The organism is Anaeromyxobacter sp. (assembly GCA_016718565.1).
GTDB lineage: Bacteria > Myxococcota > Myxococcia > Myxococcales > Anaeromyxobacteraceae > JADKCZ01.
Window position 1 is genome coordinate 638,327 of the sequence record JADKCZ010000001.1, and the last position, 14,727, is coordinate 653,053.

The 14,727-nt window shown below is 76.3% G+C and carries 16 protein-coding genes; 14 read left to right on the top strand and 2 right to left on the bottom strand.

The features are described from left to right. Nucleotides 1–6: 6 nt before the first annotated feature. The 3 genes from IPO09_02770 (at nt 7) to IPO09_02780 (ending at nt 2,690) form a co-directional block, all read left to right on the top strand. On the top strand, nt 7–264 hold the full coding sequence (locus IPO09_02770) for a sulfurtransferase TusA family protein (protein MBK9516274.1): 258 nt from the start codon (nt 7–9) through the stop codon (nt 262–264). Further along, on the top strand, nt 264–1,322 hold the full coding sequence (locus IPO09_02775) for a thiamine biosynthesis protein (GenBank protein MBK9516275.1): 1,059 nt from the start codon (nt 264–266) through the stop codon (nt 1,320–1,322). Before IPO09_02770 ends, IPO09_02775 begins: the two co-directional genes overlap by 1 nt. A gap of 186 nt (nt 1,323–1,508) precedes the next feature. Continuing rightward, a complete protein-coding gene (locus IPO09_02780) occupies nt 1,509–2,690 on the top strand; it encodes a penicillin-binding protein (GenBank protein MBK9516276.1) in 1,182 nt (393 codons plus the stop codon). Between the two features lie 61 nt (nt 2,691–2,751). On the opposite strand, the gene IPO09_02785 is transcribed toward IPO09_02780, so the two are convergent. Further along, entirely contained in the window at nt 2,752–3,873 is a 1,122-nt protein-coding gene (locus IPO09_02785) for a DUF4388 domain-containing protein (GenBank protein ID MBK9516277.1), read from the bottom strand. Nucleotides 3,874–4,166: 293 nt separating this feature from the next. On the opposite strand from IPO09_02785, the gene IPO09_02790 reads away from it, so the two are divergent. The 11 genes from IPO09_02790 (at nt 4,167) to IPO09_02840 (ending at nt 14,289) form a co-directional block, all read left to right on the top strand. Further along, on the top strand, nt 4,167–4,676 hold the full coding sequence (locus IPO09_02790; protein ID MBK9516278.1) for a TlpA family protein disulfide reductase: 510 nt from the start codon (nt 4,167–4,169) through the stop codon (nt 4,674–4,676). A 221-nt stretch (nt 4,677–4,897) separates the two neighbouring features. Beyond that, on the top strand, nt 4,898–5,875 hold the full coding sequence (locus tag IPO09_02795) for a dihydrodipicolinate reductase (GenBank protein ID MBK9516279.1): 978 nt from the start codon (nt 4,898–4,900) through the stop codon (nt 5,873–5,875). 16 nt (nt 5,876–5,891) lie between these two features. Next, on the top strand, nt 5,892–6,329 hold the full coding sequence (locus IPO09_02800) for a MaoC family dehydratase N-terminal domain-containing protein (protein ID MBK9516280.1): 438 nt from the start codon (nt 5,892–5,894) through the stop codon (nt 6,327–6,329). Nucleotides 6,330–6,336: 7 nt separating this feature from the next. After that, nucleotides 6,337–7,293, top strand: coding sequence for a MaoC family dehydratase N-terminal domain-containing protein (locus IPO09_02805; protein ID MBK9516281.1), 957 nt, complete (start codon nt 6,337–6,339; stop codon nt 7,291–7,293). Between the two features lie 65 nt (nt 7,294–7,358). Next, on the top strand, nt 7,359–8,195 hold the full coding sequence (locus IPO09_02810) for a hypothetical protein (GenBank protein ID MBK9516282.1): 837 nt from the start codon (nt 7,359–7,361) through the stop codon (nt 8,193–8,195). A gap of 47 nt (nt 8,196–8,242) precedes the next feature. Continuing rightward, nucleotides 8,243–9,418: an aminotransferase class I/II-fold pyridoxal phosphate-dependent enzyme gene (locus IPO09_02815; GenBank protein ID MBK9516283.1), complete on the top strand. Its 1,176-nt coding sequence runs from the start codon at nt 8,243–8,245 to the stop codon at nt 9,416–9,418. Continuing rightward, nucleotides 9,415–10,248 carry a DUF4292 domain-containing protein gene (locus tag IPO09_02820; protein MBK9516284.1) on the top strand — a complete coding sequence of 278 codons (834 nt, stop codon included), beginning with the start codon at nt 9,415–9,417 and terminating at the stop codon, nt 10,246–10,248. The genes IPO09_02815 and IPO09_02820 overlap by 4 nt, the downstream gene beginning before the upstream one ends. 28 nt (nt 10,249–10,276) lie before the next feature. Further along, complete coding sequence (locus IPO09_02825; protein ID MBK9516285.1) at nt 10,277–10,981, top strand: MotA/TolQ/ExbB proton channel family protein; 705 nt, start codon at nt 10,277–10,279, stop codon at nt 10,979–10,981. A gap of 2 nt (nt 10,982–10,983) precedes the next feature. Then, on the top strand, nt 10,984–11,583 hold the full coding sequence (locus IPO09_02830; GenBank protein ID MBK9516286.1) for a biopolymer transporter ExbD: 600 nt from the start codon (nt 10,984–10,986) through the stop codon (nt 11,581–11,583). Nucleotides 11,584–11,809: 226 nt separating this feature from the next. Next, a complete protein-coding gene (locus IPO09_02835) occupies nt 11,810–13,216 on the top strand; it encodes a general secretion pathway protein GspE (protein MBK9516287.1) in 1,407 nt (468 codons plus the stop codon). A gap of 248 nt (nt 13,217–13,464) precedes the next feature. Continuing rightward, nucleotides 13,465–14,289 carry a ferredoxin--NADP reductase gene (locus IPO09_02840; GenBank protein ID MBK9516288.1) on the top strand — a complete coding sequence of 275 codons (825 nt, stop codon included), beginning with the start codon at nt 13,465–13,467 and terminating at the stop codon, nt 14,287–14,289. A gap of 33 nt (nt 14,290–14,322) precedes the next feature. Here IPO09_02840 and apaG read toward each other — a convergent pair whose 3' ends face one another. Beyond that, nucleotides 14,323–14,706: a Co2+/Mg2+ efflux protein ApaG gene (apaG, locus tag IPO09_02845; GenBank protein ID MBK9516289.1), complete on the bottom strand. Its 384-nt coding sequence runs from the start codon at nt 14,704–14,706 to the stop codon at nt 14,323–14,325. Nucleotides 14,707–14,727: the final 21 nt, after the last annotated feature.

Here is a 14,727-nt window from a genome sequence, read left to right on the forward strand (position 1 = left end):
GGCGCCGTGCTTCAGCCGTCCCCGCTCCCCGCGCCCGCGCTCACCCTCGACACCTCGGGGCTCCTCTGCCCCATCCCGATCGTCAGGACGGCGGCGGCGGTGCGGGGGCTCGAGGTGGGCGCCGTGCTGCTGGTGATCGCCACCGATCCGGGCATCGCCACCGACATGCCCCTGTGGTGCCGCGCCACGCGCCACGAGCACCTCGCGACCTTCCGCGACGGGCCGAGCTGGAAGAGCTACGTGCGCAAGCGAGGGCGGGGCTGATGGCGAAGCAGGGCAAGGCGATCGCGATGATCTCCGGCGGGCTCGACTCGACGCTGGCGGTGGCCATGATCCGCGCCCAGGGCGTGGCGGTGAAGGCCATCAACTTCTACACCGGCTTCTGCATCACCGAGACCCAGCGGCGCAAGGGCGGGCGGCAGGACGGCACGGTGCCGGAGAACGAGGTCCTGAAGGCCGCGGCGGACCTCGACGTGGACATCGAGTACGTCGACATCTCGGGCGACGCCTACATGAAGATGCTCCTCGAGCCGCGCTACGGGTACGGCGCCAACGCCAACCCGTGCGTCGACTGCCGCATCTTCATGATGAGGAAGGCCAAGGAGATCATGGAGGCCGAGGGGGCCGACTTCATCTTCACCGGCGAGGTGCTGGGGCAGCGCCCCAAGAGCCAGCGGCGCGACACCCTGTGGGTCATCGAGCGCGAGGCGGGGCTGAAGGGCAGGCTGGTGCGGCCGCTCTCGGCCAGGCTCCTGCCGCCGTCCATCCCGGAGCAGGAGGGGATCCTCGACCGGTCCCGGCTGGGCGACCTCAGCGGGAGGGGCCGGACCCGCCAGATCGCGATGGCCCGGGAGATGGGGCTGGTGGAGTGGCCCCAGCCGGCCGGCGGCTGCTGCTTCCTGACCGACGAGTCCTTCTCGAAGAAGTTCTTCGACATCCTCGGGCAGCGCGAGGTGGCCGGCGAGCCGCGGACCATCGACCAGCACGACGTGGTGCTGCTCACCACCGGCCGCCACTTCCGGCTCTCGCCGACCACCAAGCTGATGGTGGGGCGCACGGAGGTGGAGAACGGCACGCTGCAGACCTACGCCGACGGGTACGATCGGCTCATGGCGACCCGGCACACCGGGCCGGTCGGCCTGGTCGACGGCACGCCCACCTGGGAGGAGCGCCAGCTCGCCGCCGCCATCGTCGCCCGCTACGGCAAGGGGAAGGACGAGGCCGCGGTGGAGATCGAGTGGCGCGACGCCGACGGCGCGGTCGAGCTGCTCAGCGTGGCGCCGCTGGCCGACGAGGCCCGGCTCGAGGTGATGCGTATCTGAGCCGCCCCGGCCGCGCCGGGCCCCGCCGATCTCCAGGCCGGTGGGGACCCTGGAGGTCGGGCGCGACGCCCGGTCGCTCCGATCCGACCAGCGACCCTGGGTCGGGTGCGACGGGGTGCGACACCGTTTTTTGATCCGACGCGGTGCTTCGTGCACACTGCAGCGGTCGTCGCCTCCGCCCATCGCATGCACCGCCCCTCCCATCCGACGCTGGCACTCCTGGTCGCCCTGGCGCTCGCCGCGCCGGGGCTGGCGCGCGCGCAGGATCCGGCGGGCCGGGTCCTCGGCCCGCGCCGGCTCGATCCGGAGTCGGGTCGCTACGTGGCGGCGTACGGCAGCGGGCAGGCGCTCCTCACCTTCGACCCGCGCCTCCAGCGGCGCCTCCAGAAGACGCTGGTCGACTCCAACTCGCCCTACGCCGCCACGGTCCTCCTCGACCCGCGCACCGGCCGGATCCTGGCGATGGCGGAGTACTCCAGGGCGGAGCCGGAGCGGACCGACGGCCTGGCGCTGCGCGCGGTGGCCCCGGCGGCCTCCATCTTCAAGATCGTCACGGCCGCGGCGCTGCTGGAGGAGGGCTACTCGCCGGATGAGCCGGTCTGCTACCACGGCGGCCGCCACCGGCTGGCCCCCAAGCTCCTGGCCGACGACGCCCGCCGGGACCGCGCCTGCCTGCCCCTGACGGCGGCCTTCGGCCACTCCGCCAACGTGGTGTTCGCCAAGCTGGCCGACCGCGGCCTCAGCGCCGACCGCCTGCGCGGCCAGGCCGCGCGGTTCCTCTTCAACTCGCCCATCCCCTTCGCCACCCCGGTGGAGCCCTCCCGCGCAGCCATCCCGGACGACCGCTTCGGCCTCGCCAGCGCCGCCGCCGGCTTCGGGGACGTCCGGCTCTCGGCGCTGCACGCGGCGCTGCTGGGGGCGGTGGTGGCCAACAAGGGGGTGCTGGTGCCGCCCTGGCTGGTCGAGCTGGTGGAGGGCGGCGAGGCGCTCCCCTCCCTCGAGCCCATCCGCGTCATCGACGAGCGCGTGGCCGAGCAGCTGGCCGCCATGATGCGCGAGACGGTGCGGCGCGGCACCGCCACCCGGGTCTTCGCCCGGCCGCCCCGCGAGCTGCGAGGCGTGGCCGTGGCGGGCAAGACCGGCTCCCTCAACGAGCGCTCCCCCTTCCGCGATCACAGCTGGTTCGTCGGCTTCGCGCCGGCCGACGAGCCGCGGGTGGTGGTGGCCACGGTGATCGTGAACGGACCGCTCTGGCGGGTGCGAGCCCCGTGGGTGGCCCGCGAGGCCCTGGTCGCCTACTTCGCCGACCAGGTGGCGCAGGTGGCCCGGTCGGCCGGGCCGGTGCGGCTGGCTCGCCGCGGGCGCTGAGGCCCGACCCGGGGTCGGGCCCTGGCCACCGCCGGGGCGCCGTCGGCCCCGGCCTGCCGCCTCACCCCGCCGCGTCGCGCAGCCGCACCACCTCGCCGTCGGCGAAGCGTCGCAGCGCCTTCAGGACCTCCAGCTCCTTGAGCGGTGCGATCAACATGATCTGCCGGACCGTTCGCTGTCCGTCGCAGCGGCTCAGCAGGTACTTGTCCGGGCTGGAGAGCCGGAGCTGGGCGATGTCGGCGGCCTTCACCAGCAGCACCGGCACCCGCGGCGCGTCGACCAGCTCGGCGCGCAGCCGATCGAGCAGCCGGGCCTCGGCCTCCGCCAGCACCGCCCGCGCCTGCTCCGACCCCGGCGACATCACCACCGCCCGCGCCGCCAGGAGCTCGGCGTCACCGGTCAGCCCGTCCGCCAGCAGGTCCCGGGCCTGGTCCAGCAGGTCGGCCGCCGCGGCCACCTCCCCCTCGGCGAGCTCCGCCGGGCCGGGTCGGGCCGGCGCCGCCCGCAGCAGCCCCTGCCGCGCCAGGGAGTAGAGGCGCTGGTAGAGGTGGAAGTCGGTGGCGTGCAGCGCCAGGCCGATCTCGTCGATGCTCTTGCCCTCGCGGGCCAGCGCCAGCAGCCGCCCGTCCAGCGTGTCGGCCCCCAGGGCCTTCGGCACGCGGGCCTCCTCCACCACCAGCGCGGCGGCGCCGGTGGGGAACTCGCCGCGGAAGGCGTTCCAGGCGGTGGTCCGGAACTCGGCCTCGCGGAGGACGTCGGTCAGCGGCACCACGGCGTCCAGCTCGTCCACCGGGAGGTGCTGCCCGTCGTCGAAGGAGAACAGCCCCGAGTCCCACAGGAAGACGTCCAGGATGGTCTCGCGGATCTTGATGGCCAGGACCTCCTTGACCGTCTCGGCCGTCACCAGCCCGACCATGGTGAGCACCTTGCCGAGGCGGACCTTGGTCTCCTCCTGGGTCTGGAAGGCCTTCTGGAGCTGCTCCTCGGAGAGGTGGCCGAAGTTGATGAGGAGCTGCCCGAGGTACTCGCGCGGGTCGTTGGAGGCGGCGCCCACCGCGGCGCCAGCGCTGAGGTGGAGGGTCTTGCGCACCGTGCCGCGCTCGCAGGTGAGCGAGCCATCGAGCCGCCGCCGGCCGAGCAGGTCGAGCAGGTCGGGGAGCGGGAGGACCGCGAAGCTGCCCATCAGGCCGCGCATCGGCCGCCGAGTGTGGCGCGGATGGCAGGTGGCGGCAAGGTCGTCACGCCGGCCGGAGGTGCGCTATACCCGCCGCCATGGCCCCTTCCGACCCCTCCAGGCGCGGCCCGCGGCCGCTCCTCGCCCTGGCGGCCTTCGCCGCCGCCGCGCTCGTCGCCGCCCTGGCCTGGAAGGCCTGGGACGTCACCGAGCGCTCCCGCCGGCTCGCCTCCGCGCCGCCAACGCCAGCCGCCGCGCCGCGCGCCGCCCCCGCGCCGGCCGGCCCGCCGCCGCCCCCTGACATCCCCTACAACGAGCTGGTCACCGCGCCGGTGCCGGTCCTGGCCCCATCCATCGAGCTGCCCACCGCTGACGGCGGGCGCTTCTCGCTCGCCGCGGCCAGGGGGCAGGTGGTGATGGTGAACTTCTGGGCCACCTGGTGCCCGCCCTGCGCCAAGGAGATGCCCAGCATGGTGAAGCTGGGCCAGGACCTGGCGCGCGCCCACCCGGGCAAGTTCCGGCTGGTGGCCGTCTCGGTCGACGAGGCGCCGGACGCGGTGGCGAAGTTCTTCGCGGCGCCGCCGTACCGAGGCCTGCCGAAGGACGTGGTCGTGGCGCTCGAGCCCGGCGCCGGCGACGTGACCCGCGGCTACTACTGCGGCGGTCGAGGGGCGTGCCGGCCGGAGGACGTGAAGTTCCCGGAGACCTACATCGTGGACCGGGATGGTCGGATCGTGGCGCTGGTGGTGGGCGACATCGACTGGTCCACCCCGGCGACGCGAAAATACCTGGAAGCGCTGATCCCGGGCTGACGCGCGGTCCGCAGGTGGCATAAACATCAAACATGTCGGTCGGTTGGCCGCTACGACGGCCATCCGATATCGGCTGGCATCGGCCGGGGGGGGCCTCCGGTCCCGCCGGGTCGTCCCACCGCGAGTTCTTGATGGGGGTTTCCGCCCTGACCTATAAAGGCGCGTGAACCTTCGGAGATCCCGGAAGAATCGGCATTTTCGAAGGCCCCTCCGGAGGGCGCGTGGCTGACGGTGGCATTCCTGTCGTGGTCCTGGGGCTCGGCGAGGTCGGCCGGGCCATCACCCGCCGCGTCCTCGCCCACCCTGACCTCGATCTGGTCGGCGCGGTGGACAGCGGCGCCGGGATCGCCGGCCGCCCGCTCGACGCCCTGCTCGGAGCGCCGGCGAAAGGGCTCTCGGTCGGGTCGGACGCCGCCGCCGCGCTCCTGATGGCCAAGGGCGGCGTCGCCATCATGGCGACCACCTCCTCCTTCGAGAAGGCGCTGCCCCAGATCCAGCAGGCGGTCCGCGCGGGCTGCTCGGTGGTCTCCACCTGCGAGGAGCTGGCCTGGCCGTGGCTCAACCACGAGGCCGCCGCCGAGGCGCTCGACGCGCTCTGCGAGAAGCACGACGTGGCGGTGGTGGGCACCGGCGTGAACCCGGGCTTCGCGCTGGACCGGCTCCCGGCCTTCCTGGCCCAGGTGATGGGCGAGGTGCGCCACGTGCGCGGCCTGCGGGTGGTGGACCTCGCCTCGCGCCGCGACGCCCTGCGCAAGAAGGCGGGCGTGGGCCTGAGCGAGGCCGCCTTCCAGCTGGCCGACGAGCGGGGCGAGGTGGGCCACGTCGGCCTGGCCGAGTCGGCGGCGCTGGCCGCGGCCGGCTGCGGCCTCGAGGTGGACGAGGTGGAGGAGGAGCTCTCGCCGCTGCTGGCCGAGGAGGCCGCCCACGGCGTCCAGGTGGGCCAGGTGGCCGGGATGCAGCAGGTGGCGCGCGCCTTCTCCGAGGGGCGCGAGGTGGTGCGCCTCGAGCTGATCTTCGCCCTCGGCGTGGACCACCCGCGCGACGAGGTGGAGCTGGACGCCGACCCGCCGCTGCGCGCGGTGGTGCCCGGGGGCATCCCGGGCGAGGCGGCCACCGTCAACGCAGTCATCCACGCGGCGCTGGCCGTGACCGAGCGCCGCGGCCTGGTCTCGGTGCTCGACCTGCCGGCCGGACGCTAGGGGCCTGGGGAACCACATGCTCGACAAGACGCTCATCGGCCGCGAGAGCGAGCCCGCCGTGGTGGAGGTGGAGAAGGGGGCCATCCGGCGCTTCGCCGAGGCCCTCGGCGACCCCAACCCGCTGGCGCTCGACGAGGCGGCGGCCCGCGCCGCGGGCCACGCCAGCCTGGTGGCCCCGCCCACCTTCGCGGTGACGCTCGGGTGGAACGATCGCTTCCGCCACTCGCTCGACCTGGGCACCCGCTCCATGCTGCACGGCGACCAGTCCTTCGAGTACCTGCGCCCCATCGTGGCGGGCGACCGCCTCACCGTGAAGAGCCGGGTGGCGGACGTGCAGGAGCGCGCCGGGGCCAGCGGGCCCATGGACGTCCTGGTGATCGAGGACGAGGGCCGGGACGAGAAGGGCGGACTGGTCTTCAAGGCGCGCGCCACCTTCATCCTGCGGCGGGGGTAACGATCAGATGACCATCACGGCACGCCAGCTCTACTTCGAGGCGGTCAAGGTCGGCGACGAGCTGCCGCCGCTGGTGAAGCCGCCGGTGGACCGGCTGCAGGTCGCGCGCTACGTCGGGGCGGCGCAGGACTGGAACCCGCTCTACATCGACGAGCCGCACGCCAGGACCGCCGGCTTCCCCAGCGCCTTCGCGCCCGGGATGCTGGGCATGGGCTTCCTGGGCGAGCTGGCCACCGACTGGGTGCGGGGCGCGCGGCTGCGCCGCTTCCAGAGCCGCTTCGTCAAGATCGTCTGGCCCAACGACGTGCTGACGGTGCGCGGCCGGGTCTCCGACCGGCGCTTCGAGCCGGGCGGCGCCTACGGCATCGACATCGAGGTGTGGGCCGAGAACCAGCGCGGCGAGCTGGTGACGCGTGGCCTGGCCACCTTCCAGCTCTACTACTCGGCCGAGGACGAGGCGCGGCAGCGCGCTGGCCAGCCGCCGCTGGTGACCACGCTGGAGGAGGAGGAGGCCCGGCTGGCCCGCCTGTCGCGCGCCCAGCCGCCGCGCCCGGTGGTCCCGCCCCGCCCCATGCAGCCGGCCCGTCCCCTGGCGGCGCCCCCGCCGCCCGCGCCCCCCAAGGCGCCGGGCCAGGCCTCCGCCCTCCGGCTGGTCCCGCCGCCCCAGGCCCGCCCGGCCGTGCCGCCGAGGCCCCCGGCGCCGCCCGCCAGGCCGGCGCCGACCGCGGCCAAGGTCCCCCCCGCCAGGCCGGCCGCGCAGAAGGCCGCCCCGCCGAAGCCATCCGCCCCGCCGAAGAAGGGGTCGCCGGCCAAGGCGCCCCCGCGACCGGCCAAGGTCGCCGCTCGCCAGGCGCCGGCCAGGCCGGCCGCGGCCACCAGGAAGCCGCCGCCGAAGAAGCCGGCCAAGGCGCCGCCCAGGGCCAGCCGGCCCACCACGAAGAAGGCCGGCGGGAAGAAGAAGTAGCCGTGTCCCGGACCCACCCGGCGACCAGCGCGCTCCCCTCCCGGGGGGCCTGGCGCGGCGCGGTCCTGCTCCTGGCCGCGGCGCTCGCGCTGGCCGCCTGCGCCCCGCCGGGCGCCGGGCGGACCCCTCCGCAGGCGCCGGATCCCGCCGCCGTCGCGCTGGCGGAGGGCGACGCCGCCTGGCCGGGTCGCGCCGAGCCCGCGCAGCTGGCCGCCGGGCTGGCCGCCTACCGCCGGGCGGCCGCGGCGCGCCCGGCGGACGCCACCCTCGAGCTCCGCCTGGCCCGCGCCGAGGGCTTCCGGGCCCTGGCCGCCGCCGCTCCCGCCGAGGCCCGCGAGGCCCACGAGGCCTCCTCGCGCGCCGCCGAGCGCGCCCTGGCCCTGGCCGCCCCGGCCTTCGCCGAGGCCCTCCGCTCCGGGACCGCACCCGCCGAGGCGGTCGGCCTGATCGGGCCGGCCGGCGCCGAGCCGCTCTACTGGCTGGCGCTCGGCCGCATGGGGGTGGCGCAGGCCACCGGCCACGCCGCCGTGCTGGCGGTGAAGGACCACGCGCTGGCGCTCATGGCCCGCGCCGCCGCGCTCGACGAGCAGGTGGAGCGCGGCGGGCCGCTGCGCGCCCTGGGCGCCTGGCAGGCCATGCTCCCGGTGGCGGCGGGCGGCGGGGCGGCCGGGGCGCGCGCCCACTTCGAGCGGGCCGCGGCGCGCTTCGGCGACGAGCCCTGGCGCCGCGTGGCGGAGGCCGCCACGCTGACGGTGCTGCTGCAGGACGGGGCGGCCTTCGACCGGCTGCTCGCCGAGGTGCTGGCCGGCGTGCCGCAGGCCGATCCGGACCGCGCGCCGGAGCTCCTGCTGGCGCAGCGGCGCGCCCGGGCGCTCCTCGACAAGCGGGCCAGCCTGTTCTAAGCCCCTGACGCGCCGGCGCCCACGGGCCGGTCGCCGGAGCGATCCACATGGCGAGCGACAAGCTGGGCACCCTGGCGGTGCACGGCGGCGAGGACCAGGTGCTGTGCGTCCCCTCCGTCAACACCCCGGTCTACCAGACCACCACCTACCGCTTCGACACGGCCGCGGACGCCGCCGCCTACCTCGACGCGCCGGAGGGGAAGTGGCTCTACTCGCGGCTGGAGAACCCCACCGTCCTGGCCGCCGAGCGGAAGGTGGCGCTGCTGGAGGGGACCGAGCTGGCCTGCTGCTTCGCCTCCGGCATGGCCGCCATCCACGCGGCGCTGGTGGGCCACCTCTCGGCCGGTGACGCCCTGCTGGTGGCCGACACCATCTACGGCCAGACCACCCGCCTGGCCCGCACCCTGCTCGCGCGCTTCGGCGTCCAGGTGCTGGAGGCCCCGCTCTCCGAGCTGGCCGAGGCGGCCCGCACCGCCCCCTCCAACGTGAAGGTGCTGCTCTTCGAGACCCCCACCAACCCGACCATGCGGGTGGTGGACGTGGGGGCGGTGGCGGCCGCCTGCCGGGCGCGCGGCATCCTCTCGCTGCTCGACGCCACCTTCGCCACCCCCATCAACCTGCGGCCGGCGCTGCTCGGCGTGGACCTGGTGCTGCACAGCGCCACCAAGTACCTGAACGGCCACTGCGACCACCTGGCCGGCGTGGTGGCGGGGAATAGGCGGGTGCTGGCGCCGGTCTTCGAGGTGCGCCGGACGGCCGGCGGGAACATGGATCCGGCGGTGGCCTACGACCTCATCCGCGGCATGAAGACCCTGGAGGTGCGGGTGGAGCGGCAGAACGCCACCGCCCTCTCCCTGGCCGAGGCGCTGGAGCGCCACCCCGCGGTGGAGCGGGTGCACTACCCCTTCCTGGCCTCCCACCCGGACCACGCCCTGGCGCGCCGCCTGCTGCGCGGCGGCGGCGGCGTCCTCTCGCTCTCGGTGAAGGGCGGCTACCAGGCCTGCGCCCGGGTGCACGACGCGCTCCGCATCGTGGCGCGCGCCTCCTCGCTGGGCGGCGTGGAGAGCCTGGCGTCGATCCCGGTCATCTCCTCCCACCGCAACGCCACGCCGGCCGAGCTGGCCGCGCAGGGCATCGACCGCGGGCTGCTCAGGCTGTCGGTGGGGCTGGAGGACCGCGACGACCTGCTCGCCGACCTGACCCAGGCGCTGGGGAAGGCGTGAGCCAGGGCCGGCGTCCGGCGCGACCCGGCCGCGCCGCCACCCCGGCCCGGCGCCCGCCCGGGGCCGCCGCCCTGGCGCTCGGGCTGCTCCTCCTCTCCGCCTGCCTGCCCCGGCTGCGCCCGCCGCCGCCGGAGCTGCCGCTCGACCCGGCGGCGCTGCTGGCGGAGGTGCGCGCCGCCCAGGCGCGCGTCCAGACGGTGCAGGGCGAGGCCCGCGTGGTGGTGGAGGGGCCGCAGGGCAGCGGCGGGGTGGACCAGTTCCTGGCGGCCGAGAAGCCGGGGCGGCTGCGCGTCGAGAGCCACGACTTCTTCGGCAACGTCCTCTCGGTGCTGGCCGTGGACGGCCCCGAGCTCTTCCTCTACGACGCCCGCGAGCGGGTCCTCTACCGGGGCGCCGCCAGCGCCGCCAACGTGGCGCGCCTGGTGCCGGTGGCGCTGCCGCCGGCCGACCTGGTGACCGTGCTGTGCGGGTCGGCGCCCGTCCTGGACGGCCTCCCGCTGGACGCCTCGCCGGTGGACGGGGCGCTGCGGCTGACGCTCAAGCGCGGCGACGAGGCCCAGCGGCTCGACGTGGGCGCCGGCGCGGCGGTGCTGCGGGCGCGCCTGAGCCGCCTGGGCGCGGTGTCGCTGGAGCTCGACCTCACCGGCCACCGGCCCCTCGGCGGGGCCGCCCTGCCGACCCAGCTGGCGGCCCGCGCCCCGCTGCAGCGCACCGCCCTGACCCTGCGCTGGAAGTCGCTGGAGGTGAACGCGCCCCTCGACCCCGCCCTCTTCCGCCTCGCCCCGCCCGACGGCGCGCGCGTCGTGGACCTCGACGCCACCGCCCCCTGAAGGATCACGCCCCGCGCCCGGAGCCACCGTGGACCAGAACCTCGCCAGCCTGCTCAAGACCAGCGTCTCGCTCTGGGTCATCGCCGCCTGCTCGGTGCTGGCGGTGGCCGCCGCCATCGAGCGGGCCTTCGCCCTGTGGGCCTTCGGCGACCGGGCCCGCGCCCTGGCCGACGCGGTCGGCCGGGCCCTCTTCCGCGGCGATCTGGACGACGCCCGCGCCCAGTGCGAGCGCTCCCCCTCGGCGGCGGCCGACGTCTTCCTGGCGGCGCTGGTGGCGCTGGCGCCGCGCGCCACCCCGCTGGCCGGCCGGCCCGCGCCGGAGCCGGGCTACGAGAAGCTGGCGGCGGCGGTGGAGCGGGAGCGGCAGCGCACCGTGCTCCGGCTGCGCCGCGGGCTGTGGGTGCTGGCCACCATCGGCGCCACCGCCCCCTTCGTCGGCCTGTTCGGCACCGTGGTGGGCATCATGGCCGCCTTCCAGCAGATGGCGGCCACCGGGCAGGGTGGCTTCGCGGTGGTGGCGGCCGGCATCTCCGAGGCGCTCATCACCACCGCGGCCGGCATCGCGGTGGCGGTGCTGGCGGTGGTGCTCTTCAACGCGCTCAACACCTGGACCCAGCGGCTCACCCTGCAGCTCCGCCTCCTCACCGAGGAGTACCTGGAGCTGGTCAAGGAGCTCCTGCCCACCCTGCGCGCCGCGCCGCCGGCCGGCCGCAGCAGCGCCGGGGAGGGCTGAGCGTGGCGCTGGGCGGGCCGAGCGGCGAGGAGGCGGACGGCGAGGGCGGCCTCTTCGCCGACATCAACATCACGCCGCTCACCGACATCTTCCTGGTGCTGCTCATCATCTTCATGGTGACCACCACCGCCATCGCCGAGCAGGCGGTGGAGAAGGGGGGCTTCAAGGTCTCGCTGCCGCGCACCGGCAAGGGCGACGCCGGCGCGCCGCGCGACCTGTCGGTGGCCATCCTGGCGGACGGCCGCGTGGTGAGCGGCGGCAAGGTGGTGGACGAGGCCGAGCTGCGCGCCCTGCTGACCGAGGCGCACGCCCGCAGCGCCGACACGGTGCTGCTGGTGCAGGCCGACGAGGGCGTGGCGCACGGCAAGGTGGTGGGGGTGATGAACCTGGCGCGCACGCTCGGGCTGACCCGCCTGGCCATCGCCACCCGGGCCGAGGCGGAGCGAGGGGGGGGGGAGAAACCCCCCCGGGGCGGGGGCGGGGGGGGGGGGGGGGGGGCGCGGCCGGGGTGGCGCCCCCCCGCGGGGGGGGGGGGCCGGGGGGGGGGGGGGGGGGGGGGGGGGGGCGGGGCGGGGGGGCGCGGCGGGGGGGCCGGCCTCTGAGCGTCCGCGGCGGGCCGGCGCGCCGCCGGCGGAGACGCTCCGTCCGTATCTGGACCCAGGGTGTGGGTCGGCGGGCGCCGATATCGAGCCCCGGCCCCCCCCGGCGGGTGGGGCCGGCGGCCGGCGACTCGACCGGGCTGGTGGCCGGCAGTATCGTCCGCAGGGCATGTCCCCCAAGAAGCGCATCGGCGAGCTCCTGATCGAGGCCGGCGTCATCGACGACGCCATGCTGCAGAGCGCGCTCGGCCACCAGCGGCGCTGGGGTGGCCGGCTGGGCCAGGCCCTGCTGGACCTGAAGATGATCTCCGAGGCCGTGCTGGTGGAGACGCTGGCCCGCAAGTCGGGCTTCGAGGTGGCGCGGCTCGCCGACCTGGAGGCCTACGCGCTGGCGCAGGCGCTCAAGCTGGTGCCGCTCGAGCTGGCGCAGCGCACCAACTGCTTCCCCATGGCGGCCGACACGGCCACCCTCACCGTGGCGATGTCCGACCCGACCAACCTCTCGGTCACCGACGAGCTGCGCTTCCGCACCGGGCGGCGCATCAAGGTGGCCATCGGGGGCGATCGGGAGATCGCCGAGGCCATCCGCTTCCACTACGGCGCCGACGACAAGGCGCCCGCGTCCATCGCGCTCGACCTGGAGAACACCGGGGAGGGGCTGGCGCTGACCGAGCCCTTCGAGGGCGGCTCCACCGAGGACATGCGGGCCATGCTCGAGCCGGCGCACCGGGCCTCGGCGCGCCCCGTGCCGCCGCCGCCGGTCGCCTCCGCGGCGCCGGCGGCGCCGCGCCAGGCGGTCCGCCCGCCCTCGCCGGCGGTGCCCTCGGCCGCCCCCGCGGTGGCGCCGGCCCGCGCCGCGGCGCCCCAGCCGCCCGGCGCCGTGCCGCCCGTGGTCGGCCGCCCTCCCACCACCGCCGTCCCCGTGGCGCGGCCACCTGGCGGCGCCCCCGCCGCGCCGTCCGGCCTGCACGCCACGGTGCCCGGCGCCCCTGCCGCGCCGCGCGTCGCGCCGCCTGCGCCCTCCGGCCTCCACCCGGTGGTGCCGGGCGCCCCGGCGGCCGCGGCGCCACGCCCCGCGCCGTCCGGCCAGCACGCCACGGTGCCCGGCGCCCCCGCCGCGCCGCGCGTCGCGTCGCCTGCGCCCTCCGGCCTCCACCAGGTGGTGCCGGGCGCCGCTCCGGCCGCCCCGCGCCCGGCGCAGCCCGCCGCCCCGGCCCCGTCGCCGGAGCCCGCCGCGCCGCTCCTCCAGCCCTCCCCGGTCCCACCCGCCGGCGTGCGCCCCGCCCAGGCGGCGCTCGACGCCGCCCGCGATGCGCTCCTCGGCGCCATCCCGCGGGGTGGCTTCTCGCCCGGGGAGCCGGTGGAGGAGCTGACGCCGACGCCGCTCGAGGAGGGCGAGGCGCTCACCCTCGAGTCCCTCGCCGAGGAGGAGATGGTGGAGGGGCGGGTGCCCATCCGCGAGCTCTCGGCGAAGGACGTGGCCATCCTGGACGCCCTGGAGCACCTGGCGGCCGGCGTCGAGGACCCCGCCTCGCCCGTCAGGCCGGCTCGCCTGGCGGCTGCGCTCCTCCGGCTGCTGCTCCGGAAGAAGCTGGTCTCCGAGGCGGAGCTGCTCGACGAGCTCTCCAGGGGCTGAGCGGGCGAGCGGGCTTCGGAAACCCCGTTCGCGCCGACGAGGTGACGCTGCGCGGCGCCCGGCGTGCCGTCCCGTCCCTGGCCGGTGGCGTGGCCCCCAGGCACCGGATCCCGCCGGATCCGGACGGTGCGACGACGTGCCACGGCGCCGGCGCGCCCTCGCGGCGTGACGATCCGCCCTCTCCGGGACCGTGGCCGACGACGCAGCGCGGCGGTCAGACTGGGGTACCGCCTGCCAGGAGGAAGCCCGTGGCCCAGCCAGCACTCAACGCCATCGTCAGCCAGCGCATCGACGTGGCCTCGGGCCTCATGGTGCTGCGCGTCGCCCCGGACCAGTGGGACCTGCCGGCCTTCGAGCCCGGCCAGTTCGCGGTGGTGGGGCTGCCGGCCAGCGCGCCCCGCACGCCGCTCTCCGACCCGGCCGATCCACCGGCCCCGGGCATCGACCCGGACAAGCTGATCCGCCGCGCCTACTCCATCGCCTCGCCCTCGCTGCCCGGCCACCACCTCGAGCTCTTCGTCACGCTGGTCCGCTCCGGCGAGCTGACCCCGCGCCTCTTCGCCCTCCAGCCCGGCGCACGGCTCTGGGTCGGACCCAGGTTCACCGGCCTCTTCACCCTGGCCGAGGTGCCGGAGGACCAGCACCTGGTGCTGGTGGCCACCGGCACCGGCCTGGCGCCGTACATGTCGATGCTGCGGACCCGGCTGCAGGCCGGCGGCACGCGGCGGGTGGCGGTGCTGGTGGGCGCCCGCCACAGCTGGGACATCGGCTACTCGGCCGAGCTGCGCACCATGCAGCGGCTCATCCCGGAGTTCGCCTTCCTGCCCATCGTGAGCCGGCCGTCCGAGGAGCCGACGCCCTGGGCGGGCGCCACCGGCCACGTGCAGTCGCTCTGGACCGGCGGCGCGCTGGAGAAGGCCTGGGGCTTCAAGCCCACCGCCGCCGACACCCACGTCTTCCTGTGCGGCAGCCCGGCCATGACCGAGGGGATGCAGGCCATCCTGGGGGGCGAGGGGTTCCGGCTGCACGAGAAGACCGTGCCCGGCCAGGTCCACGTGGAGAAGTACTGGTGAGGCGGCCGCCGCGCCGCCCGCCGGGCGCCGCGGTCAGTTGACCAGCCCGGGCACCACCAGCGGGAAGGGCGCGATCTCCGCGTCGAACCGGGCGCCGTCGTCGCGCACCATCTGGTAGCTGCCGCGCATCGAGCCGTGGCTGGTCTGCAGCACGCAGAAGCTGGTGTACTCGAACGCCTGCCCGGGCTCGAGCCGCGGCTGGTGCCCCACCACGCCGTCGCCCTGCACGTCCTCGCGGTGGCCGTTGCCGTCCAGGATGATCCAGTGGCGCGTCTGGAGCTGCGCCGGCGCGTCCCCCTGGTTGGAGATGGTGACGGTGTAGGTGAAGAGCCAGCGCCGCCGCTGCGGCTCCGACCGGTCGGCCCGGTAGTCGCTCTTCACCTCGACGCGGATCCCCTCGGTGACGGCGCTCGACATGCCGGGAGGGTAACCGGGGCG